Annotated in this window: 18 protein-coding genes, 2 tRNA genes and 1 pseudogene; 17 read left to right on the top strand and 4 right to left on the bottom strand. The window is 29.1% G+C overall.

The genetic code is table 11. From position 1 onward, the window contains the following. The first annotated feature begins 195 nt into the window (after positions 1-195). Positions 196-1,581, top strand: a complete 1,386-nt coding sequence (locus ARA56_RS09955) for an MATE family efflux transporter (RefSeq protein ID WP_055266264.1) — start codon at positions 196-198, stop codon at positions 1,579-1,581. A gap of 143 nt (positions 1,582-1,724) precedes the next feature. Here the strand turns inward: ARA56_RS09955 and ARA56_RS09950 are convergent. Further along, positions 1,725-1,798: transfer RNA gene (locus tag ARA56_RS09950), tRNA-Gly, on the bottom strand. A gap of 6 nt (positions 1,799-1,804) precedes the next feature. Next, positions 1,805-1,880 (bottom strand) — tRNA-Val (locus tag ARA56_RS09945). 166 nt (positions 1,881-2,046) lie between these two features. On the opposite strand from ARA56_RS09945, the gene ARA56_RS09940 reads away from it, so the two are divergent. From ARA56_RS09940 to ARA56_RS09900, 10 genes and pseudogenes are all read left to right on the top strand, one after another. Continuing rightward, a complete protein-coding gene (locus ARA56_RS09940) occupies positions 2,047-2,523 on the top strand; it encodes a YbaK/EbsC family protein (RefSeq protein ID WP_055266262.1) in 477 nt (158 codons plus the stop codon). A gap of 207 nt (positions 2,524-2,730) precedes the next feature. After that, positions 2,731-4,737 carry a sensor histidine kinase gene (locus tag ARA56_RS09935; RefSeq protein ID WP_055266260.1) on the top strand — a complete coding sequence of 669 codons (2,007 nt, stop codon included), beginning with the start codon at positions 2,731-2,733 and terminating at the stop codon, positions 4,735-4,737. Between the two features lie 260 nt (positions 4,738-4,997). Then, positions 4,998-5,288 carry a FeoA family protein gene (locus ARA56_RS09930; protein WP_084759007.1) on the top strand — a complete coding sequence of 97 codons (291 nt, stop codon included), beginning with the start codon at positions 4,998-5,000 and terminating at the stop codon, positions 5,286-5,288. Between the two features lie 23 nt (positions 5,289-5,311). Next, positions 5,312-7,327, top strand: coding sequence for a ferrous iron transport protein B (gene feoB / locus ARA56_RS09925; RefSeq protein ID WP_055266258.1), 2,016 nt, complete (start codon positions 5,312-5,314; stop codon positions 7,325-7,327). Then, on the top strand, positions 7,315-7,467 hold the full coding sequence (locus tag ARA56_RS16455; RefSeq protein WP_084759006.1) for a FeoB-associated Cys-rich membrane protein: 153 nt from the start codon (positions 7,315-7,317) through the stop codon (positions 7,465-7,467). The genes feoB and ARA56_RS16455 overlap by 13 nt, the downstream gene beginning before the upstream one ends. Positions 7,468-7,716: 249 nt before the next feature. Then, positions 7,717-8,801: pseudogene (gene recA / locus ARA56_RS09920) on the top strand (recombinase RecA). A 393-nt stretch (positions 8,802-9,194) separates the two neighbouring features. Continuing rightward, the gene (locus ARA56_RS09915) at positions 9,195-11,048 is read left to right on the top strand and encodes a phytoene desaturase family protein (RefSeq protein ID WP_055266256.1); all 1,854 of its coding nucleotides are present in this window, start codon (positions 9,195-9,197) and stop codon (positions 11,046-11,048) included. A 10-nt stretch (positions 11,049-11,058) separates the two neighbouring features. After that, positions 11,059-11,988, top strand: a complete 930-nt coding sequence (locus tag ARA56_RS09910; RefSeq protein ID WP_055266254.1) for an ABC transporter ATP-binding protein — start codon at positions 11,059-11,061, stop codon at positions 11,986-11,988. 17 nt (positions 11,989-12,005) lie between these two features. Then, positions 12,006-13,145, top strand: a complete 1,140-nt coding sequence (locus tag ARA56_RS09905; RefSeq protein WP_055266252.1) for an ABC transporter permease — start codon at positions 12,006-12,008, stop codon at positions 13,143-13,145. Continuing rightward, on the top strand, positions 13,138-14,244 hold the full coding sequence (locus ARA56_RS09900; protein ID WP_231074300.1) for an ABC transporter permease: 1,107 nt from the start codon (positions 13,138-13,140) through the stop codon (positions 14,242-14,244). Before ARA56_RS09905 ends, ARA56_RS09900 begins: the two co-directional genes overlap by 8 nt. A 180-nt stretch (positions 14,245-14,424) precedes the next feature. Here ARA56_RS09900 and ARA56_RS09895 read toward each other — a convergent pair whose 3' ends face one another. Next, the gene (locus tag ARA56_RS09895; RefSeq protein ID WP_055266248.1) at positions 14,425-16,164 is read right to left on the bottom strand and encodes an ABC-F family ATP-binding cassette domain-containing protein; all 1,740 of its coding nucleotides are present in this window, start codon (positions 16,162-16,164) and stop codon (positions 14,425-14,427) included. A 217-nt stretch (positions 16,165-16,381) separates the two neighbouring features. Here ARA56_RS09895 and ARA56_RS09890 point away from each other — a divergent pair, with 217 nt between their 5' ends. Then, complete coding sequence (locus tag ARA56_RS09890; protein WP_055266246.1) at positions 16,382-17,035, top strand: SIMPL domain-containing protein; 654 nt, start codon at positions 16,382-16,384, stop codon at positions 17,033-17,035. A 432-nt stretch (positions 17,036-17,467) separates the two neighbouring features. On the opposite strand, the gene ARA56_RS09885 is transcribed toward ARA56_RS09890, so the two are convergent. Beyond that, a complete protein-coding gene (locus ARA56_RS09885; protein WP_055266244.1) occupies positions 17,468-17,707 on the bottom strand; it encodes a hypothetical protein in 240 nt (79 codons plus the stop codon). Between the two features lie 282 nt (positions 17,708-17,989). Between ARA56_RS09885 and ARA56_RS09880 the strand changes: the two genes are divergently transcribed. From ARA56_RS09880 to ARA56_RS09860, 5 genes are all read left to right on the top strand, one after another. Further along, complete coding sequence (locus ARA56_RS09880) at positions 17,990-18,412, top strand: HRDC domain-containing protein (protein WP_055266242.1); 423 nt, start codon at positions 17,990-17,992, stop codon at positions 18,410-18,412. A gap of 298 nt (positions 18,413-18,710) precedes the next feature. Continuing rightward, positions 18,711-19,496, top strand: a complete 786-nt coding sequence (locus tag ARA56_RS09875; RefSeq protein ID WP_055266240.1) for an SDR family NAD(P)-dependent oxidoreductase — start codon at positions 18,711-18,713, stop codon at positions 19,494-19,496. A 23-nt stretch (positions 19,497-19,519) separates the two neighbouring features. Beyond that, positions 19,520-20,512: an AraC family transcriptional regulator gene (locus tag ARA56_RS09870; protein ID WP_055266238.1), complete on the top strand. Its 993-nt coding sequence runs from the start codon at positions 19,520-19,522 to the stop codon at positions 20,510-20,512. A gap of 29 nt (positions 20,513-20,541) precedes the next feature. Next, positions 20,542-21,015 (top strand): flavodoxin family protein, encoded by a 474-nt coding sequence (locus ARA56_RS09865; protein WP_055266236.1) that lies wholly within the window; start codon positions 20,542-20,544, stop codon positions 21,013-21,015. Positions 21,016-21,324: 309 nt separating this feature from the next. Continuing rightward, positions 21,325-24,498, top strand: a complete 3,174-nt coding sequence (locus tag ARA56_RS09860) for a DEAD/DEAH box helicase (protein WP_055266234.1) — start codon at positions 21,325-21,327, stop codon at positions 24,496-24,498. Positions 24,499-24,501: the final 3 nt, after the last annotated feature.

Here is a 24,501-nt window from a genome sequence, read left to right as displayed (position 1 = left end):
AAAGTTTAAGGACACAATTTTACTGATTGTGTCCTTAACTTTTAGCTAAATAGTTAATAAATGTTAATTTGATGATTAAATGGTATAATGATAGATGATAAGTAGGCGTAAAAGCATTTATCGAGAAAATGAGGGTCATTAAAAATATATTTTTAGAAAGAATATATAATAAAGACAAAAGAAGAGGAGAGAGAGATGGGAAATAAAAAAAGAAATAATTTAGGAACGGAATCTATAAGTAGATTATTAAGAGCTTTTGCAGTTCCAAGTATAATAGCTATGCTAGTAAGTGCATTATACAATATTGTTGACCAGTTTTTTATTGGAAGAAGTGTCGGTGAACTTGGTAATGCAGCTACTAATATAACATTTCCACTTACTACGTCATGCATAGCAATTGCATTACTATTAGGTATAGGTGCTGCATCAGCTTTTAATCTTACATTAGGAGAAGGAAATAAGGATAAGGCACTTTATTTTGTTGGAAATTCTGCACTATTACTTTTTACTTCAGGAGTAGTTTTGTGTATTATAATTCAAATATTTTTAGAGCCAATGCTCGTGTTTTTTGGATCACCTGAAAATGTATTAGGTTATGCTAAGAGTTATACAAGAATAACTGCAATAGGATTTCCATTTTTAATATTTGCTACAGGTGGAGGACATTTAATAAGGGCAGATGGTAGTCCTAAATACAGTATGCTATGCAATTTATCAGGAGCCATAATAAATGTAATTTTAGACCCTATATTTATTTTTGGATTAAATATGGGGATGGCAGGAGCAGGATTAGCTACTATAATTGGTCAGATTTTTGGAGCAGGGCTAGCTTTAAGATATATGTTTAATTATAAAACAGGAAGATTATATAAGAAACATTTAATACCTAGATGGAAGTTTGTAAAAAGAATAATTTCCTTAGGAGCTGCACCTTGCTTTAACCAGCTTGCTATGATGATAGTACAGATAGTAATGAATAAATCATTAACATATTATGGTGCTTTATCTGTATACGGTGAATCAATACCACTAGCATGTGCAGGTATAATTACAAAGGTAAATCAAATATATATGTCAATAGTAATAGGACTTTCACAAGGATTACAACCTATAGTAAGCTTTAACTATGGAGCAAGAAAATTTGATAGAGTAAAGAAGGCGTATTTAACAGCTATAAGTTATGGCGTTATAGTCTCAATAATAGCATTTTTAGTATTTCAGTTTCTACCAAGACAGATTGTTTCTATATTTGGTTCAGGATCAGAAGCTTACTATACCTTTGCGGTAAAATATTTTAGGATATTTTTATTATTTACCTTTTTAAATTGTTTCCAACCTATATCATCTAATTTTTTTACAGCTATAGGTAAGCCAAAGAAAGGTATATTTCTTTCACTAACAAGACAAATATTATTTTTGTTGCCATTAATAGTGATTTTGCCTTTATTTATAGGAATTGATGGAATAATGTATTCAGGACCTATTGCTGATTTAATAGCAGGTGTAGTATCTATTATTATGATATATGTTGAGTTTAGAGCAATTGGTAGCAATAAACTTTCAAAAGCTGAGGGTTTATAAATTGAAAATTAATATAAAGTTAGTTCTACTTTAAAGATAGAATGGTTTTTATAAAATGAATATATTGCTTAGGATATAGGAGATTGATGCTAAATAAAATTTTATATAAAATAAAAAGCAACTGATTAACAGTTGCTTTTTTATGGAGCGGGTAGTGGGAATCGAACCCACCTTTCCAGCTTGGAAGGCTGGAGTATTACCGATATACGATACCCGCATATTATGGTGGAAACAACAGGGATCGAACCTGTGACCCTCTGCTTGTAAGGCAGATGCTCTCCCAGCTGAGCTATGCTTCCAAGTTGTTTTATAGTTGTCTCGTTGACAATAAATATAATAAATTATTTTTTAAAAAAGGTCAACACTTTTTATTAAAAAAATATCATTTATAGTTAAGGGTTAATAGTGGGGTAATTTGGATAATATAGTTACTATGTAGAATTTAGAAAAAGAGAGGTAGTAATTATGGCAATAGAAAAGGTAAGAGAATATTTTAAAAAATACGGAATAGAAGATAAAATTCAAGAATTTGATGTATCAAGTGCAACAGTAGAACTAGCAGCAAAGGCTCTTCATTGTGAGCCTAAAAGGATAGCTAAGACACTTTCATTTATAGTAAATGATTCTGTAATTTTAATAGTGGTAGCAGGTGATGCTAAGATAGATAATAAAAAATATAAGCAGAAATTCTCAACAAAGGCGAAGATGATTCCAGTAGAGGAAGTGGTTGAATTAGTAGGACATGGAGTTGGAGGGGTATGCCCATTTGCTATAAATGAAGGAATTAATGTATATTTAGATGAATCATTAAAGAGGTTCAATACAGTGTTTCCTGCTTGTGGAAGTAGTAATAGTGCAATTGAACTTACTATTCCTGAAATTGAGAAATATTCAAATTATGATTCATGGGTTGATGTCTGCAAAGAATGGAATGAGATTTAAGCTCATTCTTTTTTTGTAAAATAATTTAGTAGTAAATTCATTTGATTCAAATTAATTAAATTAAAGCATATTTTCTTTTAATAAAAGCAAAATAATGGGAAAAAAAGTGGTTGAATTTTGGTGAAAAATGGATTAGAATTGTTGTGTGAAAAATGGGTTATATTGTAATAATTTTGTATTTTAAATACTAAGAGGGAGTTAGACTTTATGAAAAAGGGTAAGAAAATTTTAGAAGTACTACTGATTATTTTTGTTGTTTTTATGTGTAGTTCAAGTATAACTTTGGCAGAAACAGAAAAATGTGCATCAGCATTTAACGTTCTAATTATTAATTCTTATCATATAGGACATCATTGGGAATCTTATGTAATTGAAGGCTTTAGAGAGGCTGCTGAAGCTTATAATCAAAATGAAATTAATATAAAAGTGGAATATTTTGATTTTAGAAGTAGAAATGATGAAAAGTATATTGCAAGTTTTCTAGAATTTATTGAAATGAAATATCCTAAAGGAAGTATTGATGCAATATATACTATCGATGATGAAGCCTTTTCTGTAATATCACCACAGATAACAAATGAATATAGTGAACTATATCACGTTCCTTTAGTATTTAGTGGTGTTGACTCAAATATTTCATTTACAGAGGAACAAAAGAAGTACATAACAGGTATTTATCAAAGAGATGTTACCCTAGAGGGCTTTAATTTAATATTACAAATGGATGATACTATTGATTGTATTAATATTATAACTGAGAGCTCAGGTTTTGGAAATAATCTTATTGGAAAGTCTACTAATATAGTTACTGAGCATTTAGGAAATGAGATAGAGCTTAATATTATCCAAAGTGATTACATAGAAGATATTGAAATAAAATTAAAAGAATATCAGTCTACTAAGGACAATGATGATAAGAAAGAAGTTATTCTTTTAGGAGGAGAATTTCAATATAAAGATACTGGGGCATTCCTAGACCCTAAGAGATCTGTTGAGATTATAAAAGAATATTTACCTTGGCCAATTTATACAAATGATCCTACTTATATTTATGCTGATATTTTAGGTGGTTGTATGGATATTGGGCAATTACAGGGTAAGGAAATTTTTGATAGAGTTAAGCGAATGGTTGAAGGTGAGGATGTATCGGATATAGAAAGCACTTTTGCACCAGATCCAAAATGGATTTTAAAATATGATGAAATATATAAGTATAATATAAATATAAGGAATATACCTAGAAAATGTATAATAATAGATAAAGCATTTTACCAATTACTTCTACCAAGTTGTATAAAAAAAGTTATTTGTGTTGTATTAATTTGCATATTTATTTTAATAGTATTTTTAGTACATAAAATAATAAGTATGATAAAAAGAATTAAGAAGAAAGAACGAGAAAGAGAAATAGAGATTGCACGAGAAAAGATGCAAACAGATTTTATTGTTAATATTAGTCATGAATTAAGAACTCCTATTAATATTATTCTATCAGGTATAAGTCTGGTTAAGATGCAGTTAAATAAAGGCTATAATGAATTGGATAATAAGTATCTAGAAGAGAAGCTTAATATTATTAATCAAAATGCTTATAGATTATTAAAACTAGCTAATAATATTATAGATGTTAAAGAAATAGAATCTGGGGTTATTAAATTAAATAAGAAAAATGTAAATATTGTTGAAATAGTAGAAGCTATATTTACTGAAACTATTGACTATGCTAGTAAGAAAAATATTAACATGATTTTTGATACTTATGAAGAAGAGATAGTTGTATCAGTAGATATAGAAATAATTCAAAGAATTGTATTAAATATATTATCTAATGCTATAAAATTCACACCTGATGGAGGGACAATCTATACGAATGTAAAAAATGATAATAACTACATCATTATAGAGATAATAGATACAGGTATTGGCATTCCAAAAGAAAAGTTAGAAACTATTTTTTATAGATTTTATCAAGTAGATAATTCATTATCACGTGTTAATGAAGGTAGTGGAATAGGGCTTAGTATAGCAAAAGAATTAGTAGAATTGCATGATGGAAAAATAGAAGTAGAAAGCCAATTAGAAAAAAGTACTACTGTTAGAGTATTTTTACCTGCAATATACGATGATAAAGCTAATAACATAATTTTTAATGAAAATATAAATAAAGCGATAAGTACAGCAATTAGTACAGAGATGGCAGATGTATTAAAATAATTAGTAAAAAGATGCACTTACGATTTATATTGTAAGTGTATTTTTATATAGTATAAAAATACGTAATACAAATATAAACGCATTGATTTTTTATTTTTTAAAATTGATGTGTTTTTTTATTTCATAAAAATTTAAGAGTAAGATATTTTATATTTATTGAAAAAGATTATCATTTGTATTGACAAATAAATAACTAATTAGTATAATAATAGAAAATGATATTTATTATCAATTAAGTAAAAATTTTGGAGGATATAACCATGGAGGGATTACTAAGTAGAATGTTTTTTTCAAAATCAAAAGGAAAAGACAAAGCTATTTCAACAATAGAAAATCTAAGCCAAGGGAAAGTTAATAGGGAGTATGTAATTACAAATATAAAAAGTAATGATGAAGAAATGGAAAAATTTCTATTTTCACTTGGGTGTTATGAAGGTGAAATAGTTACTTTAGTCTCTATTTTAGGGGATACTTATGTAATCAAGATAAAAGATGGAAGATACAGCATAGACAAGCAATTAGCGACAGCTATAAGTGTAAAAAATATATAAAATAATATATCTGGGGGTAAATGATGAAAATAGCATTAGCAGGAAATCCTAATAGTGGTAAGACTACTTTATTTAATCTTATTACTGGGAAAAGTGAAAAAGTTGGTAACTGGGCAGGAGTTACCGTAGATAAAAAAGAAGGTAGTATAAGAAAATCACTAATGAAAGATGGGGATTCGATAAAAATAATAGATCTTCCAGGGGCATACTCTATGTCGCCATTTACAAGTGAAGAAAATGTAACTAGGGACTTTATAAAAAATGAAAATCCAAATGTTATTATAAATATAGTTGATGGAACAAACTTAAGTAGAAGTTTATTCTTTACAACCCAGTTATTAGAGTTAGATATACCAGTCGTAATTGCATTAAATAAAACTGATTTAAATAAAAAGCAAGGAACTAAAATTGATATCAAAGCTTTAGAAAAGCTTTTAGGATGCTCAATTGTTGAGACTGTTTCAATAGCAACTAATAATAATGGAATAGAATCTCTTATAAAGAAAGCTATAGAAGTTAAAGGAAATAGTCAAAAAGCACCTTTTGATGGACAAGGTATTGATTTATCAAATAAAAAAGAAGTAGAAGAAAATGATAAGAAGAGATACGATTTTGTTAAAGGAATTGTAGCTAAAGTTGAGAAAAGAAATAACACTGAGGATAAGATAAGACTTCAGGACAAGGCAGATAGAATATTAGCTCATAAATGGCTTGGACTTCCTATATTTGCAGCAGTTATGTGGGCGGTGTTCTCAATATCGCAAACATATTTAGGACCATTATTTGCTGACATTCTTGTTGCAGGGGTTGATAAGGTTTATGCATTTGTAGAAGGTTTACTTGGAGCAAATGTATCACCATTATTAAGCTCAATACTATTAGATGGTATTATAGGTGGAGTAGGAGCAGTTATTGGATTTTTACCATTAATTATGATTTTATTCTTCTTAATAGCATTATTAGAAGACAGTGGATATATGGCTAGAATAGCTGTAATCATGGATAGATTCTTTAAGAAAATAGGATTAAGCGGGAAGAGTATTATTCCAATGATTATTGGTACAGGTTGTGCTATACCAGGAATAATGGCAACAAGAACTATAAAAGATGAGAGACAAAGAAGAACAACAGCAATGTTAACTCCATTTATGCCATGTGGAGCAAAACTTCCTGTAATTGCTTTATTTGCTGGAGTATTCTTCAACGATGCTGCATGGGTTGGAACATTAATGTACTTCTTAGGAATATTCTTAATAATTATAGGTGCATTAATAGTTGTTAGAATTACAGGAGAAAAGAATTCAAGTTCATACTTCATTATGGAGCTACCTCAATATAAAGTTCCAAGTATAAAAAGAGCTACAGTTTCAATGTTTGAAAGAGGAAAAGCTTTCATAGTTAAAGCAGGAACAATTATATTACTTTGTAATACAGTTATACAAATAATGCAAAGTTTCAATTGGCAATTCCAATTAGTTGCAGAAGGTGCAGAGAATACTAGTATATTAGCTACAATAGCTTCACCATTTGCATTTATATTAATTCCATTAGGTTTTGGAGCATGGCAATTAGCAGCAGCTGCAATTACTGGATTTATAGCTAAGGAAAATGTTGTAGGAACTTTAGCAGTTGTATATTCAATAACTAACTTTATAGATGTTGAAGAATTAGCTTTAGTATCAGGAGTTTCAGAAGTATCTCAAATTATGGGACTTACTTCAGTAGCAGCACTTTCATACTTAATGTTTAATTTATTTACTCCACCTTGTTTCGCAGCTATTGGTGCAATGAACTCAGAAATGGAAGATAAAAAGTGGTTATGGGGAGGAATTGGATTCCAATTTGCTACTGGATATACTGTTTCATTCTTAGTTTATCAAATAGGAACATTAGTAACTACAGGTTCATTTGGAACTGCATTTGTTCCAGGACTTATAGCAGTAGCAGTTATAGCAGCTATAATTATATTCCTTATGAAAAAAGGCAGTGAAAAAGCTGCTAGCAATGGTAAAAATAAAGGTGCAGCATGGGAAATGTAATTGTATTATTAATAATTATACTTATTTTAGCATTATCGATTACTAAGGTAGTTAAAGAAAAGAAAAAAGGTGTAAAATGCATAGGCTGTCCACATAGTAAAGGATGTTCTAGCAATTGCAACATTACTATAAAAAAATAGATTAAAACTAAAGATTTATAATAAAAAAATAAAAAAATTCTAAAGCTGACAATGAAGCTTTATATAATCAGAATAGTTAATTAAATAATACAAGATTTATATAATAAAATTAACTAGAAAAAAATTATGTATTACATCAGAATGAAAAAATGTGATATACTTTTTATAAGTCAATGCGTTGTACCTACGGTCATACCACTTGCCGTAACGTACAGCGCATTTTTATTTTAACAAATGGAGATGGTATGAATGAATATTGATGATAATAAGTTGAAGGTGTTAGAAAATGTAATGAGTCAGATAGAAAAGCAATTTGGAAAAGGAGCTATTGTTAAGCTTGGAGGACAATCCTCAATGGATGTTGAATCTATATCTACAGGTTCATTAGCTTTAGATATTGCTTTAGGAGTAGGGGAGTACCAAAAGGAAGAATAATAGAAATTTATGGACCAGAATCATCAGGTAAAACCACTATTGCATTAAGTATAGCAGCAGAAGCACAAAAAAATGGAGGGGCAGCAGCGTTTGTAGATGCAGAACACGCTTTAGATCCTATATATGCGAAGAAGTTAGGTGTTGATACCGATGAGCTAATAGTGAGCCAGCCAGATACAGGTGAAGAGGCATTGGAGATAGCTGAAGCATTAGTAAGAACTAATGCCATAGATGTGATAATAATTGACTCTATAGCTGCACTTGTACCTAGAGCAGAAATTGAAGGTGAAATGGGAGCTTCTCATATAGGGTTACAGGCAAGGCTAATGTCACAGGCTTTAAGAAAGCTTACTGGAGCTATTAGCAAATCAAAATGCACAGTAATTTTCATAAACCAGTTAAGAGAAAAAATAGGTATTATGTTTGGAAATCCTGAAACAACAGCGGGAGGAAGAGCTCTTAAATTCTTTGCATCTGTACGATTAGATATTAGAAGGATTGACACTATAAAAAATGGTGAACAATTCCTAGGAAATAGGGTCAAGGTAAAGGTAATTAAAAATAAAGTTTCAGCACCATTTAAGATAGCTGAATTTGATATAATGTTTAATGAAGGTATTTCAAAAGAAGGAAATTTGGTAGATATTGCTGTTAATGATGGAATTATTCAGAAGAGTGGTGCATGGTTCTCTTATAATTAAATAAGGATAGGACAAGGAAGGGAAAATGCAAAGCTGTATTTAAAAGAAAATCATAATATAGCACTTGAAATAGAAAACTTAATAAGAAATAAAAATAATATACCAGTATTAACTATGAATCCTTTAGTAAATGAAAAAGAAGAAAGTTTAAGAGATTCTTTTGAAGATAAATTAGAAAGTTATGAGAGTAATGCATAAATCAGAAACAAGTGAAATAGTTGCATAGAATTATATAGTTTAGGGTATTTATATAGGAACAATTATGAAGTCATATATATAAGGCTAGTAGAAGTTACTAAGTAACAGCTACTAGCTTTATATATAATGAACAATAGTAAGAACATAAGGACAGACTATGAGTTACTGCTTTAAGACACCGCGTTCTTTTAAGTCAGATAATAGTTTACTGTACATTTCTTTATCAATTTTGTATTTGTAGAGATGAACAGTGAAAAAGATAGTATATATGCTTCTGTAAGTAGTAATAATTCAGTATTTTTAAGATGTTTTATGGCAAGGTTAATATTTTTTCTATTACAAGAATAAAGTTAATAAGAGAAGAGTGTTTTTATGAACAATTAAGGAGGGTATATGAATTATGACGTTATTGTGATAGGGGCAGGACTATCAGGTCTTACTGCTGCTTCATTGCTGGCAAAACGGAAGCTGAATGTATGCGTTGTAGAGGCTCAGAATAAACCAGGAGGGGCATGCGGGATATTTAAAAGAAAAGACGTAGTGTTTGAACAGGGAGTTGGGATGATATACGGATTTAATGACAAGGGGTTTAGTCCACATAGGTTTGTATTTAATGCATTAGAAGAGCCAATAGATATAATAAAGCATAATGAACTTTATGCTGTAAACTATGGTGAGCATAGAATAGTTTTTTATGAAGACCTTGATAGGTTTATAGAAGAATTAGCAAAGGTATTTCCAAAGGAAAAAGATAATTTTAAAAGGTTCTATAGAGACTTAAGCAGACAGTATATGAAAATAATAGCAGAGAAGCCTAACTTTATATCACCGGATGCAATAAAGAAAGAACAGGGGCTTCAGGGGTTTTTAAGACATCCTGTGGAGTATATTAGATTTTTAGGATATATGAATAAAAATACAACGAGTATTTTAAAAAAGTATTTCAAAGATGAAAAGGTATTTAATCTATTTGATAAGCTTACATCTACATACTGTTATACAAATGTTGAAGAAACTCCGGCTATATTATCTTCAGTGATGTTTGTTGATAATCATTTCGGTGGAAGTTATTATCCTGCAGGATCAACACTTAATTTAGTTGGAAAGCTAGAGAAGGTAATCGAAGAAAATAATGGGAAGATGATTTATAACAGAGAAGCGGAAAAGATAATAGTAGAAAATAATACTGCGGTTAAGGTAAGGCTGGATGATGGAAGCGTTATAAACGCTAAGTACATTATTAATTCAGGAACAGTATGGAATTTATATAATAAGCTACTAAAGGATAATGCGAGTGAAGAAATAAGAAAATGGACAGAATCTTTAGAACCTTCATATCCATCAGTAGTTCTATATGCACTTGTAAAAGAAAAATCAATACCAGAAGGGACACTTCCTATTGAAATGCTCATTGGTGATAAAACTAAATTAGATGAATCAGAAATTACTGCATACATTTTAAGCATAGATGATAAGACACTCTGCCCGGCAGGATATCATACTATAGCTGCAATAGGCCCAAGCTTTAAGAAATGGCCTAAGGGATATAAAAATGACTATAATACACAGGAATATAAGGATATGAAGGAGGCTGAAAAGAACAGGATTTTAGATGTCCTTGAAAAGAGGTTTCCTGGCTTTAAGGAAAATATATGCCATGTAGAGGTCAGCACTCCGACTACATTGAACAGGTATGTATTAAAGGAAGGCGGAAGTGTTGCAGGACCAAAGCAGAAGCTTGGCCAGCATATGATGAAAAGGCTGAAAACTAAAAGCGAAATAAAGAATCTCTTCAACTGCGGAGAATCCACTGTTATGGGAACAGGGACACCGGCGGTCACAATCTCAGGGATAAGCGCAGCAAATCTTATCTTAAGAGAACTTGGGATGAAAGAATTTGAATATGATGAAAATATGAAAAATTATGTGAATATAGTTAAAAAGCCTTTTGAAAGAATGCAGATAAGAATTGGAAAAAATCCTAAGGAGGAAAAGATAGCAAAGCTAGCTTTAGAGTGCCAGTTTTGTAATAAGCCATTATGTGAAAAAGCATGCAGATATAATGTTCCTATAAGGGATATTAATAGAAGGGCTGCTGTAGGGAATTTTGTTGGAGCTATGAACTTATTAAAGCGTTATGATAGCAATCCATGTATAAAGTGTGACAGTAAGGATTGTGAAAGTCACTGCATAAGAAGAGGTTTTGCAGAGGAAGTAAGTATAAAAGAAATAAATAGTTGTCTTTAGGAGTTATATTATGTATATACTTCAAATTGAAAATCTTCATAAAAAGTATAATAATTTTGAAGCGGTAAAGGGTATAGATTTAAATATAAAAAAAGGGGATATATATGGACTGCTTGGGCCTAATGGTGCAGGAAAGAGTACTCTGATTAAAATTATATCCGGGCTTGAAAAGATGACTTCTGGAAAAGTGATATTTGAAGAAAGAGAAACAAATATAAATAAATATAAAAAAAACATTGGATTGCTGCCGCAGGATATTGCTATTTATCATGACCTGACTGCAAGGGAGAATGTATCATTTTTCTGTTCATTATATGGATATAGAGGCAGGGAGCTTAAAAGAAGGGTTAATAAGGCTCTGGATTTTACAGGGCTTTTAAATGTTGAAAATAAAAAATCTAAAGAATTTTCAGGTGGAATGAAAAGAAGGCTAAATATGGCCTGTGCAATTGCCCATAGTCCCAGGCTGATAATAATGGATGAGCCAACGGTAGGCATAGATCCTCAGTCAAGAAATCATATTTTAGAATCAGTCAGGAGGCTAAATGAAGAAGGAGCTACTATAATTTATACCTCCCACTATATGGAGGAGATAGATGAACTGTGTGATAACATTTCCATTATTGATAACGGAAGGATAATAGTAGAAGGAACTAAAGAGTATCTAAAGTCAACTGTGGTTGATGAAGACATATGTACAATAAAGCTTAAAAAGGAAATTTATAATATAAAAAAACATCTAAGCAGAATAGCTGGGATACAGAAAGTAGAGGTTACTGAAAATGAAATAAAATGCTACTATTCTAAGGGGATGAATATTATTCCATATATTATATATACCATTACTAATAATAGCGGTGTTATAGAAAATATAAAAAATGAAATTCCTACATTAGAAGGTGTATTTTTAAAATTAACAGGAAAACAATTAAGAGATTGATATAACAGGGGCAAAAAATGATATTGATTAGTTTAGTAATAAAGGAACTTTTATATTTCTTTAGGAGTAAATCTAATGTAGCAACAATGTTTATATTTCCAGCTGCTCTTATAATTATAATGGGTTTTTCATTAAACGGACTTATGAATGTGGACTTTAATATATTTGAAAACAAAAAAGTTTATTATAAAGTTAATAACTTAAGCAGCGGAAATGAATATTTACAAGTATTTAAAAGCTTTAAGGATACCTGTGAAGAAAGCATGAAAATAGAATTTGAAGAGGTATCAGACGACATATATGGAAAAAATCGCGTAAACAGCTATGAAGGATTAGCTCTTATATATATAAATGAAGATAAATATGATTTTTATAGAAATGAAAAAAAAGAAAGCAGGGCTCAGAAAATATTCAGGAGCGTTTTTGACCAGTATTTAGAAAGATATTCAGTAATTAATACAGTAGTAAGCGAAAATCCCAGGGTATTAAATGATATGAGTGAGGAAAAGAATATAGTAGTTGAAGAGGGGATATCTGCTTCAGGTATAAATTCATTTACTTATTATACTTTTGCAGAGCTTGTATTAATAATACTTTATATATCACAGATAACCAGCGTATCAGTCTATAATGAAGGCTTTGAAAATACATTTTTAAGATTAAAAGTATCTAAAGCTGGTGATTTCAGCATTATTTTATCAAAGATTATATTAGGAGTTATTGTTGGCATCCTTCAAGTTATTATAGTTTATTTTATCAGTACAGTTTTTTTAAAGATTGATTGGGGTATAAATCTTATGGCAACCATGGCAGTATTAACAGCTTTGATAGTTTTCAGCTCTATTTTAGGAATAACTGTAGGCTGTGTATTTAAGGATGCTAAGATAGCAGCCAGTGTCCTTAACACCTTATTAATAGTCTTTGGTTTTTTAGGAGGAGCTTATTTACCCATATCATTAATAAAGTCTAATGAAATAGCTAGTATGCTGTGCAAGATAGCGCCGTCATACTGGGCAAACATAGCGCTGTTAAGCTTAAGCTCAGGGATTCCTTCTAATTACCAGACTATATCGGTATTATTATCATTACAGCTGTCAGCAGTGTTATTAATAATATGCATTATCTGTAGTCTGAGGGCAGGTGAGAATAATGTTTAGAGTGATGTTAAATACATTTAAGCTACTACTAAAGAAGAAGAGCTTTATTGTTATGGGGGTAGTTGCACCTGCTGTTATTATAGTGTTCTTCAGCTTTGCTTTTGGGCAGGAAATGGATTATAAAGTAGGAATTATAGATAATGATAATAAGTATATTTCAAGGGAGCTAATAAAATCTATAAATGAAATAGAAGATATAGATGCAGTAGGAATAAGTAATGATAGTTATGAGTTGATGCTTGTTTCACACCAGATACAGATGGTAGTTATTATTGATGATGGCTTTTCTGATGATATATTAAATTTTAAGGCTGGGAAAGTTGTAATCAAGTCAATATCCAATAGTGATATTAAAGAAACACTGTTATCAATAATAAAAGCTAAAGTAAATAACCTGACTTTAATAGCAAAAGTAAGTGATGGCAGTATAGATAAGTTTATAGAAAATAATAAGGCATATACAAAGCACATGCTTAATTATGATTTAAATGAAGTTAATGAAAGCAGACCTTCAGTAAAAAATTCTATAGGAATAGTTATTATGATGATATTAATAAGCGGAGCTTCTATAGCAAATTTTTTAATTGAAGATGAGGAGCAGGATACAAAAAACAGGGTATTAGCAAGTGGTATAAGACCGTACAAATATTATATTGCACTGCTTGTAGTATTTTACCTTATGTCGTCTATGAGTAGTATTATATATTACGTATCCTGCAGGATATTAAACTTAGATTTTGGTATGGAAAATACGTATAATTTTTTAGTGGTTATGCTGCTGCTTAACTTAATAGCTATATCCTTAAATTTATTTATAGTAAGCTTTACAAGGAACAGGTATATTGCAGCTACTATCAATATTTTAGTAGTAATACCGACTTGCATGATATCAGGAGTATTCTGGGACTTTGATATTATGCCGGAGTACCTAAAAAAAATAGGAAGTTTTATGCCGCAGAGGTTAGTATATGAGGGGATAGAAAAATTACAGGTTTATGAAAGTATAAGTTATATATATGATTATATTTTTTATATGATAGTTATCTCGCTTATTTTATTTTCATTAAGTTTATTTATGTTCAGAATAAAAAGAGATTAATATAATACGGTTAATAATATTTATTACAGGTTAAGGGGCGGATAAATATAAAAGTTATGACTACGAAAAAAACGTATTATTAATAAATATGAAGTAAAAAATAAATTAAAGCTAAAGGCTATGGCAAGAGTTAATTAATGCCATAGCCTTCAGCTTATAATATTTAATTATTGGCCATTTTTATAGTAGTTTAACAATAGCTTCTAATTCTTCAGATAAATCTTTTGCAAGAATAAAATTATTATCTCTTAAAGCTAATTCTATTTTTGTTTCAAGCAATTTTTTCTTTTCTTCATTTTTTAAGTAGTGCTTATCAAAATGATTAACATAAATAATATCTTTAAACTGTTGTATGCTTATTTTTTTGATTTTTTTATTTTGAATAAGTAATACATAATCCATACAGTTAGTTATAGTATAGTAATCATGAGAAACCATTAAAATAGCACCTTTATATCTTTTTATAGCCTTTTCTAAAGCTAGTTGTGAATATGTATCTAAATGACTTGTAGGTTCATCAAGAAGCAATAAATCAGCTCCGACTTCAGAGATTTTAGCTAGCTGAAGTAGATTCTTTTCTCCACCAGATAAAGTTCCTATCTTTTGATTTAATACTTCTTCATCAAAATTATAACCCTCTAAATATTCTTTAATATCAGCACGAGTTTTAAAACCAATATCAAAGAACTCATCATATATAGTATTAGAATAATTTAGTGTTTGACCTTGAAGTTGAGATAAATAACCTACTTTAATATCTTTATCTATTTCTATAGAATCATCATCGTTTTTAAATATTTTTTGGAAAAGCGTAGTTTTACCTGTACCATTTGAACCAACGATAGCTACTTTATCAGTAGATTTAATTTCAAAGTTAACATTTTCTAAAAGGACTTCATCAAAAGCAAGATTAAAATCATTAACTTTTAAAACAGTTTTTTCTTCTATTTCATTAGCTGTAACAAAAATTATATTAGGTTCTTTAATCTCTACAAATGGAGCTTTAATTCTACGTTCTTCTAGTCTTTCTTTAATTTTAATTCTAGCTCTTAAGGTTTTACCTCTAAACTGTTCAGCATTCTCAGTTGCTAACTCTCTTAATCTATCTATTAAAACTTCATTTCTTTCAATTTCTTCAGTATCAGCAGCAGCTAATTCTTGTAGTTCAATTTTGGTTTGAAGTAATGAGAAGTTATACTCGATATAGCCACCATCAAACTCTTGTAGTTCCATATTTTCAAGGTGAATAATTTTATTAAAACAATGATTTAATAGATATCTATTATGTGTGATAACTAATGTTGTTCCTTTGTGAGAATTAATTAGATTTTTAAGAGCATTTAAATTTTTAAAATCTAAAAATACATCAGGTTCATCCATAATAAGCAAGTCAGGACTATTAAGCATTGCCTTAATTACTTGAATAAGCTTAAACTCACCACCACTAAGTTCAGATATCATTAAATCTTTGTATTTAATTAATTCAATAAGATTTAGCTTTTTATCAATAATGTTTTCAAAATCATCACCATTAATTGCTTCAAATGCATCTAGAGCTTGTTGATATTTTTCAAGTAAAGTATCAATATCAGATGATGTTTCCATTTCAGTACAGATAGATGTTATTTCATTTTGTAATTTAAGAAAATCTTCTGCTAGATATTCAAAAACTGTGATTTCTTTTGTTTTATCTAATTCTTGGAATTGTCGTACATACCCAATTCTACAATTTGGTTCAATTTCTAATGAACCATCAAATAGATATTTTTCAGGGTCCATAATTATATCTATAAGAGTACTTTTTCCACTACCATTTGTACCTATAAAGGCACAATGTTGGCCATCTTCTAATGTAAATGAAATATTGTTATATAGATTTTTTTGTGGAAATGAGTAGGACAAATTATTAACTTTTATCATAGTAGTACCTCTTTTCATTAGTAAAAAAGAGCCTATAAAAATAAGCTCTTTAATATATTCTTTTATCAATTAAAATTTACATTTGATAAATATATTTTACTAAGTTTAATATTGATAGCTTAACATTTTTTTCGACTAAGTTCAATGATTTAGTATTAACTGAAAAAACTGTTATAATAAAATTAATAAATTTATTTTAATTAAGGGGATAGGAATTATGGAGAGGTTAATTACAGTTAAGGGTATTGGTAATATAAGTGTTACACCAGATTTGATAATTATTACTATGAATTTAGTATCACATAAATACAATTATGATGAAACTATGAAGCTTGCTACAGAGTCAGTAAATGAATTAGAAAAGGCCATAGAAGAAGTTGGTTTTAATAAAAAAGATTTAAAAACAACAAATTTTAATATCACAACAAGCTATAAGAGCTATTATGATGAAAATAATAATTATAAAAGTAAGTTTGATGGCTATAAGTGTGAGCAAGATTTAAAGCTGGAGTTTGATTTAGATATGGAAATTTTATCTAAGGTGATTACAGCAATAACAAAGTCAAAGGTAGATCCTAGATTTAATATAAGATTCTCAGTAAAAGATAAAGATGAAATAAATAAAGAACTTCTTATTAAAGCAACTGAAAATGCAAGAAGTAAGGCTGAGGTTTTAACTAAAGCAGCTAGAGTCACACTTGGAAGACTAGTAAGCATAGATTATAATTGGAGTGAAATAAATATTTACTCTAACACAACATACGAAATAGAAAACAAAAGTTATGCTATTGCAGAAACATATGCACCAAGCATTGAGCCAGAGGATATAAAAATTAGCGATACAGTAGCTTTTGTTTGGGAGATAAAGTAGTAGAAGTAATATATTTATTACTATATAGGGTAATACTATTTTAGTAGTATCCTAATTGTATTACCTTAAAGGTACTAACAAAAAGGTAGTGCCTTTTTGTCATTACTTTTTGTCACTACCTTACATTTTGTTACTACCTTTTTGTCACTACCAATACTATTATTTTTGAATTTAAGAGTGATAAGAGGCTAAAAGAATGGTTAAATTGAAGTAAAATGGCTAATTTTAATAAAAAAATATATATTTTTTTAAAAGTCAAAGGAATTAATGATAATAATGTCGAATTATACTAAAGATTAAATTAAAAGGATATATATATATATATATAGTATTTAATAATTAAAAAAATTAGAAAGAATTTTAAAGTAATATAACAAAATGCACTTACGGCGGTTTAAGCTATAGGTGCATTTTTATATTGTTATATAGAATTTAATAGTTTATTCCAGCAGGCTTAATATTTTCTTTATCATTTTGAGAACATGGAGTAACTCCATATGTCATTTTACAATTTGGACATACATCTACAAATGTGCTCATTGTAAAATCTTCACCACATGAGCATGTAATTATATGTGGAGTATTTAATTTCATATCTGCCTTACCTTTTTCTCTAACTCTATCTACAATAGCCTTTCCATCTTTACTATGTGTACCGCATCCACAAGCCATAATAATATCCTCCTTAAACTTAAAATATAATATTCATTTTATATTAATTTACATATAAAAGTCTGTAACGATTGTTACAATACTCCAATAAAAAATTTAATAAACTTATGACTTTATTAAGATAGGGGTAAGTTAGTAGGAGTTACAGGAGAAATAAAAGTTAGATTTAAAATTAAGTACGCTTTAGGATTAGGCTGTAAGTGTAAAAAATAAAAAAACGTATGCTAAAAAGCACGCTTATTGTACAATTTTATTTACGATAATAATATTTTTGAAGATAAAATGAAGGATATTGGAGAGTTTTTCATAATAAACAATAAATCTATTAGCTATGACTATAATAAAAAGTATTCTTTAACTGAAGAAGATTTCATGGAACAAAATATTGAAAAAGAAATAGAAGAAAAAATTCTAGAAGAAATTTATGGTGAAAAAGGTATCGATGAAGTAGAAACGCCTGTATTAGAGGAAGTAAAAGAAAAAGTTAAGTCATATGAAGAAGTGTTTAATGCATTAAAAGAATATAGATTAAATAAATCTAGGGAAGAAAAGGTTAAGCCATACTTTATATATAATAATGAGATGGTGGAAGAAATAATAAAACTAAAACCGGAAGCTAAAGAAGATCTTATTTCAATTAAAGGATTTGGACCAGTAAAGATAGAAAAGTACGGACAGGATATAGTTGATATAATTAGAGGATAATAAATTAGTATGGAGATATAAGATGATTTGCCTCCACCATAGAACCCACTAAAATCAATATAGGTTTTAGTAGGTTATTTTAATGCAATAAATTCTTATTGATAATTATTTTTTTATTTAACAAAGTGAATTTAAGATTAATTAAACGTATAGAAGGTATTGAAGTTATTTAAAATAATAATGATTATTTTTTATGTGGCACAGATTGAATAATTATTGGCGCAAAATGATGTTAAAAAATATTTTGTAGTTTGTATAATTAAGTCATCAATTGAAACTTAAATTTAGGGAGGAAATTATGATGAAAAATAAAATTGCACTTATTACAGGAGCATCAAGTGGGATTGGAAAAGAATTTGCAAAGTTACACGCAGCTAGGGGAGGAGACTTAGTAATTGTTGCAAGAAGTAAGGATAAGCTAAATGAATTAAAAAAAGATCTTGAGAATAAATACAATATAAAGGTAATGGTTATTGTAAAAGATTTATCATTAAGTAATGCAGCTCAGGAGATTTATGATGAAGTGAAAGCTGCTAATATAACAATAGATTACTTAATTAATAATGCTGGATTTGGTGGTAGAGGTGAGTTCCATGTACGTTCTATGGAGCAAGATATTCAAATGATTCAAGTAAATGTTATTACTCTTACAAGATTAACTAAATTGTTTTTACCTGATTTTGTTAAGCGTGGGGATGGTAGAATATTAAATGTTTCTTCTACGGCTGCAATTATGCCAGGTCCATTACAAGCGGTTTATTATGCTACAAAGGCATATGTAACTTCATTTAGTAATGCTGTATGGCAAGAAATTAAAGGTACTGGTGTAACTATTACTACATTAATGCCAGGTGCGATGGATACAGGTTTTGCTAAAGCATCAGATATGAGTAATACTCCCTTATTTTCAAAGACTGTTAGTCCAGTTGATGTTGCAAAAGATGGCTATGAAGGTATGTTAAAAGGAAAATTAAATGTAATTTCAGGAGTGTCGCTACTTCAAAGAATGTTTTTAGCATTGACTCCATTTACACCTAAAAAAATAATGATGAAACAAATTTATGAAATGCAGAAGGAAAAATAATAAAATAGAATGGAGTATCTTTTATGAATCATTTTATTATTGATGGTAGGTATGGTTCACTTATTTCATCAGTAGGGTTGCCTTTACGTGAAATATTAATAAAATCAGGGTTGCCAGAGGATTTATTTAGTAGAAAGAATATAAGATTAACACAAGATGAATACTTTCGTTTTATGGAAAGCATTGGTGAAGTAATGCCTGATGAAAGTAAACTAATAAAAATTGCAACTGCAGAAGGTATTGAAACTTTTTCTCCACCTATTTTTGCAGCTTTTTGTAGCAAAAATGCTCAGACTTGCATAGAGCGTTTAGCACAGTATAAGAAGCTTATTGGGCCTATGATTTTTATTATAAGAAAAGAAGAAAAGAGCTTTACAGTAGAATTATCAACAGAAGAAAAGTATCATAAAATACCTTTATTTTTGGAAGTTTCAGAGTTTGTTTTTTTGATTAATTTAATTAGGATAGCAACTAAAGAGAATATAATTCCATTGAAAATAACATTGCAGAATTCAATTAATAATAAGGTGTTAGAAAAATATTTTGGGTGTAAGATTAATAAAGGGAATAAAAGTACTTTGACTTTATCATTTAATGATTCTCTTAAACCATTTGTTAGTGAGAATGAAGTAATGTGGGATTATTTTGAGCCGGAGCTTAAGCGAAGATTGTCTGAGTTAGAAGTAGAAGATTCGTTTGGAGCAAGAGTAAGGAGTTCACTAATAGAGTTATTGCCTATAGGTTGTAGTAATATTGAAGATGTAGCATTAAAACTTGGAATGAGTAAAAGAACTCTTCAACGGAAATTGACAGAAGAAAAAACAACATTTCAAAAGCAATTAAATCATACACGTGAATTATTAGCTAAGAACTATATAAAAAATACTGACATGATAAGTGATGATATTGCCTTTTTATTAGGATACCAAGATTTGAATTCATTCTTAAGGGCATTTCAAACTTGGACAGGTATGACTATTACTGAATATAAAAAATCTTTGCAGAAAAAAATTTAATGTGTATTTTAAGAAAGTAGGATGAAGATATGAAAAAGCTTGTAGTATATTATTCACATGATGGAAGTACAAAGTTTGTTGCAGAAACAATATCAAAAATAATAGAAGCAGATATTATGGAACTCATACCGGAAGAAAATATAAATATAACTGGGATAATGAAAATCTCCTGGGGGATACGTCAACTTTTTATACATCCGAAACCTAAATTGTTAAGGAATAATATAAATCCGTCTGATTATGATTTGATTGTAATAGGTACTCCAGTTTGGTCTTATACATTTTCGCCACCTATAAGAACTTTTTTTAATGAATATAAATTATCAGGAAAAAAAGTTGCTATCTTTTGTTGCCATGGAGGACAGAAAGGAAAAACAATAGAGAAAATGAAAGAATCTTTAAATGGGAATGTAATTATTGGAGAAAATGATTTTTTAGAACCATTAAAATATAGAAGAGAAGAAAACTTGAAAAAAATTATAGGCTGGGCTAATAATATATAAAAGTAACAGGGCAATAATAACTTTTATTATGTTGTTATTTATAGCAATAGTTTAATAAATTCAATTCTTGGAGCTAAAATGTTATATTTTTTACAACTAAAGAATTGAACTCAATATAGAATGCAAAAAAGTTTATGAATAGATAATTGGTGGATTTTAAGAGGCATTATTTACCTCCACCAGACACATGTAAATAAAAGGTCATAGTATAATCTATGACCTTTTATTTACATATCAAATTAGACTATACGCTACATTCCTGATAAAATTTAATTAACTAATTATTTTAAGAAGAAAGAGGTGAAGTTATTGAAGCAAGGCTTATATGAACAAGTCATAAATCAAGAAATATTAGAACAATTAAATTCTTTAGATCAAGATAAATTTATTATAAATAGATCAGGTCTAGATAAAGAAGAAGCTAAGGCTATTCTTTCTCAATACATAGCTCAAGTTATAAGAAAATCTCTTAATTATATTAGAGATAAGGAAAAAGAGGATGGAGATAAGCTTTTAAAGCAGATAGAAGCTTGTAATGAGATAATTGACATATTAAGTAAGGTGTCAAATGAAGAAGATATTAAGAAATATAACATAGATGAAAATGGGGAGATGCTAACAGCTCTTTATTCTAGAGTTAATAATAAAAAAGCATTATCTGAGAAGAGTGTTGTTAGGCCTATAACTCCTTTATCTCAAAGTTCTCTTTTTACAGGAGCATCTTTAGAGCCTAATATGTTGAGTGAGTTAAATAAAGAGATAGTGTCTTGTGATTCTATAGATCTTTTAGTTTCTTTTGTTAAGTGGAGTGGCATAAGGTGTATTATTGAAAGTCTTAGGGAGGCAACGGACAATGGTAAGAAGCTTAGGATAATAACTACATCTTATATGGGAGCTACTGATTTAAAGGCCATTCAGGAGTTAAGTGAATTACAAAATACAGAGATTAAAATATCTTATGACACAGATAGGACAAGACTTCATGCTAAGGCATATATGTTTAAAAGAGATACTGGTTTTACTACTGCTTATATAGGTTCTTCTAACCTTTCTAATGCTGCATTAACTTCAGGATTAGAATGGAATATTAAGATTACTGAGCAAGATTCCTTTGATATTATAAAGAAGTTTGAAGCTACCTTTGAAAGCTATTGGAATGATGCAGAGTTTGTATCTTATAGAGGAACAGATGATGATATAAGAAGACTTAAGATATCCTTAAAAAATGAGAGAATTGATGAAAGACAAAATGAAGAGTTTAAATTTTCTTTTGATATAAGACCATATTCTTACCAAAAGGAAATATTAGAAAAACTTCAAGTTGAAAGAAAAATACATAATAAGTATAGAAACTTAGTTATTGCAGCAACTGGTGTTGGAAAAACTGTAATTTCAGCTTTTGATTATAAGAATTTCCGTAAAGAAAATAGAGGAAAGTCTAATAAGTTATTGTTTGTTGCTCATCGTGAAGAAATATTAAAGCAAAGTATGGATACCTTTAGATGGATATTAAAAGATAATAACTTTGGTGAGCTGATGGTAGGTGGAAGAGCACCAGAAAGTTTGGAGCATTTATTCGTATCTATTCAAAGTTTAAATAGTAGAAATTTATGTGAAGTAACATCTAAAGATTACTACGATTTTATTATTGTAGATGAATTCCATCATGCTGCTGCACCATCTTATCAAAGGCTATTGAGTTATTATGAACCAAAAGTTTTATTAGGCTTAACTGCTACTCCAGAAAGAGGAGATAGTAAAGATGTATTTAATTATTTTGAAGATAGGATTTCTGCTGAGATAAGATTGCCAGAAGCGATAGATAGAAAGCTTTTAAGTCCATTCCAATATTTTTGTGTTACAGATACAGTTGACTTAAGTAAGCTTAAATGGAGTAGAAAAGGTTATGAGATAAGAGAACTAGATAATCTTTATACTAATAACGATATTAGATCAAATATGATTATAACAAGTATAAATAAATATGTTACAGATATGAATTCTGTTATTGGATTAGGTTTCTGTGCTGGGGTTGAACATGCTATTTACATGGCTAATTATTTTAATAATAATGGTATTCCATCAATTGCTCTTCATGGTAAAAGTTCTGATGAAGAAAGAAATGATGCTAAGAGAAAGCTTGTAAATGGAGAAATAAAGTTCATATTTGTTGTGGATCTTTATAATGAAGGTGTAGATATTCCAGAAGTTAATACAATTCTTTTCTTAAGACCTACAGAAAGCTTAACTGTATTCTTACAGCAGTTAGGAAGGGGGCTTAGATTAAGTGAAAATAAAGAATGCCTAACAGTTTTAGACTTCGTAGGTCAAGCTCATAAAAATTATAACTTTGAAGAAAAGTTTAGGGCTCTTGTAGGAAGAACAAGTCATTCAATTAAGAATTATATAGAAAATGGATTTTTAACATTACCTAAAGGATGCTATGTTCAATTAGAAAAACAAGCTAAAGAATATATTTTAAGAAATATTAAATCAGCATCTAATACTAAGAATAATTTAATTAGTAAGTTAAAAACATTCCAAGGAGATACTGGCCTAGAATTAACGTTAGAAAATTTCTTAACATATAATCATCTATCTTTAATAGATTTCTATGGAAAATCAGGAGATAGAAGTTTTGCAAGATTATCTGTACTAGCTGGGGTAAGAGAAGAGTTTAATGATGTAGATGAAAATGAAATAACTAAAAAGCTAAAAAATATATTCTTTATTAACTCAAGAAGATTTATTGAATTTATTAGAAGAGTCATAAAAGAATATAATAATATTTCAGATGTAGACTTTAATGAGAAAGAGAGATTAATGCTAAATATGATGTATTATACTTTCTATAATAATGCTCCTGATAAAGAAGGATTGTTATCATTAAGAGAGGGGATTAATAAACTTCTTAATAATAAAGTTATGATGAATGAAGTATTTGAAATACTAACTTACAATTACAATCATATTGATTTTGTGGATAAAGAAGTAGATTTAGGGTTTACTTGTCCTTTAGATTTACATTGCGATTATTCAAGAGATACGATTATGGCTGCTCTTGGATACTTTAATGAAGATAAAAAGCCTGCTTTTAGAGAAGGTGTTAAGTATTTTGAAGATAAGAAATTAGATATATTTTTCATTACTTTAAATAAATCAGATAAAGACTTTTCTCCATCAACATTATATGAAGACTATGCTATCAATGAAAAGTTATTCCATTGGCAAAGTCAAAGTACTACATCAGTAGAAAGCATAACAGGACAAAGATATATAAAACATTTATCTAGAGGAAATAAGGTTGCTTTATTTGTAAGAGAGCATAAAAATAAAGATGGTATAACATCTCCGTATACTTATCTTGGAACTTGTGAGTATAGGAGCCATCAAGGAAGTAAACCAATAAGCTTTGTCTGGGAGCTTCATGAAGAAATTCCACCATCAATGATAAATAAGGCAAATAAAACGATAATAATATAATAG

The organism is Clostridium disporicum (assembly GCF_001405015.1).
GTDB lineage: Bacteria > Bacillota > Clostridia > Clostridiales > Clostridiaceae > Clostridium > Clostridium disporicum_B.
The sequence above is the reverse complement of the archived record's forward strand: the minus strand, read 5'-3'. Positions and strand labels throughout refer to the sequence as shown.

What these genes read in the sequence shown, in the direction of transcription:
- ARA56_RS09940 (WP_055266262.1), top strand. Translation starts at nt 2,047, where the DNA reads ATGGCAATAGAAAAGGTAAGAGAATATTTTAAAAAATACGGAATAGAA.
- ARA56_RS16455 (WP_084759006.1), top strand. Translation starts at nt 7,315, where the DNA reads ATGGGAAATGTAATTGTATTATTAATAATTATACTTATTTTAGCATTA.
- ARA56_RS09935 (WP_055266260.1), top strand. Translation starts at nt 2,731, where the DNA reads ATGAAAAAGGGTAAGAAAATTTTAGAAGTACTACTGATTATTTTTGTT.
- ARA56_RS09895 (WP_055266248.1), bottom strand. Translation starts at nt 16,164, where the DNA reads ATGATAAAAGTTAATAATTTGTCCTACTCATTTCCACAAAAAAATCTA.
- ARA56_RS09955 (WP_055266264.1), top strand. Translation starts at nt 196, where the DNA reads ATGGGAAATAAAAAAAGAAATAATTTAGGAACGGAATCTATAAGTAGA.
- ARA56_RS09865 (WP_055266236.1), top strand. Translation starts at nt 20,542, where the DNA reads ATGAAAAAGCTTGTAGTATATTATTCACATGATGGAAGTACAAAGTTT.
- ARA56_RS09900 (WP_231074300.1), top strand. Translation starts at nt 13,138, where the DNA reads ATGTTTAGAGTGATGTTAAATACATTTAAGCTACTACTAAAGAAGAAG.
- ARA56_RS09910 (WP_055266254.1), top strand. Translation starts at nt 11,059, where the DNA reads ATGTATATACTTCAAATTGAAAATCTTCATAAAAAGTATAATAATTTT.
- ARA56_RS09890 (WP_055266246.1), top strand. Translation starts at nt 16,382, where the DNA reads ATGGAGAGGTTAATTACAGTTAAGGGTATTGGTAATATAAGTGTTACA.
- ARA56_RS09875 (WP_055266240.1), top strand. Translation starts at nt 18,711, where the DNA reads ATGATGAAAAATAAAATTGCACTTATTACAGGAGCATCAAGTGGGATT.
- feoB (WP_055266258.1), top strand. Translation starts at nt 5,312, where the DNA reads ATGAAAATAGCATTAGCAGGAAATCCTAATAGTGGTAAGACTACTTTA.
- ARA56_RS09930 (WP_084759007.1), top strand. Translation starts at nt 4,998, where the DNA reads ATGGAGGGATTACTAAGTAGAATGTTTTTTTCAAAATCAAAAGGAAAA.
- ARA56_RS09870 (WP_055266238.1), top strand. Translation starts at nt 19,520, where the DNA reads ATGAATCATTTTATTATTGATGGTAGGTATGGTTCACTTATTTCATCA.
- ARA56_RS09880 (WP_055266242.1), top strand. Translation starts at nt 17,990, where the DNA reads ATGAAGGATATTGGAGAGTTTTTCATAATAAACAATAAATCTATTAGC.
- ARA56_RS09905 (WP_055266252.1), top strand. Translation starts at nt 12,006, where the DNA reads ATGATATTGATTAGTTTAGTAATAAAGGAACTTTTATATTTCTTTAGG.
- ARA56_RS09915 (WP_055266256.1), top strand. Translation starts at nt 9,195, where the DNA reads ATGAATTATGACGTTATTGTGATAGGGGCAGGACTATCAGGTCTTACT.
- ARA56_RS09885 (WP_055266244.1), bottom strand. Translation starts at nt 17,707, where the DNA reads ATGGCTTGTGGATGCGGTACACATAGTAAAGATGGAAAGGCTATTGTA.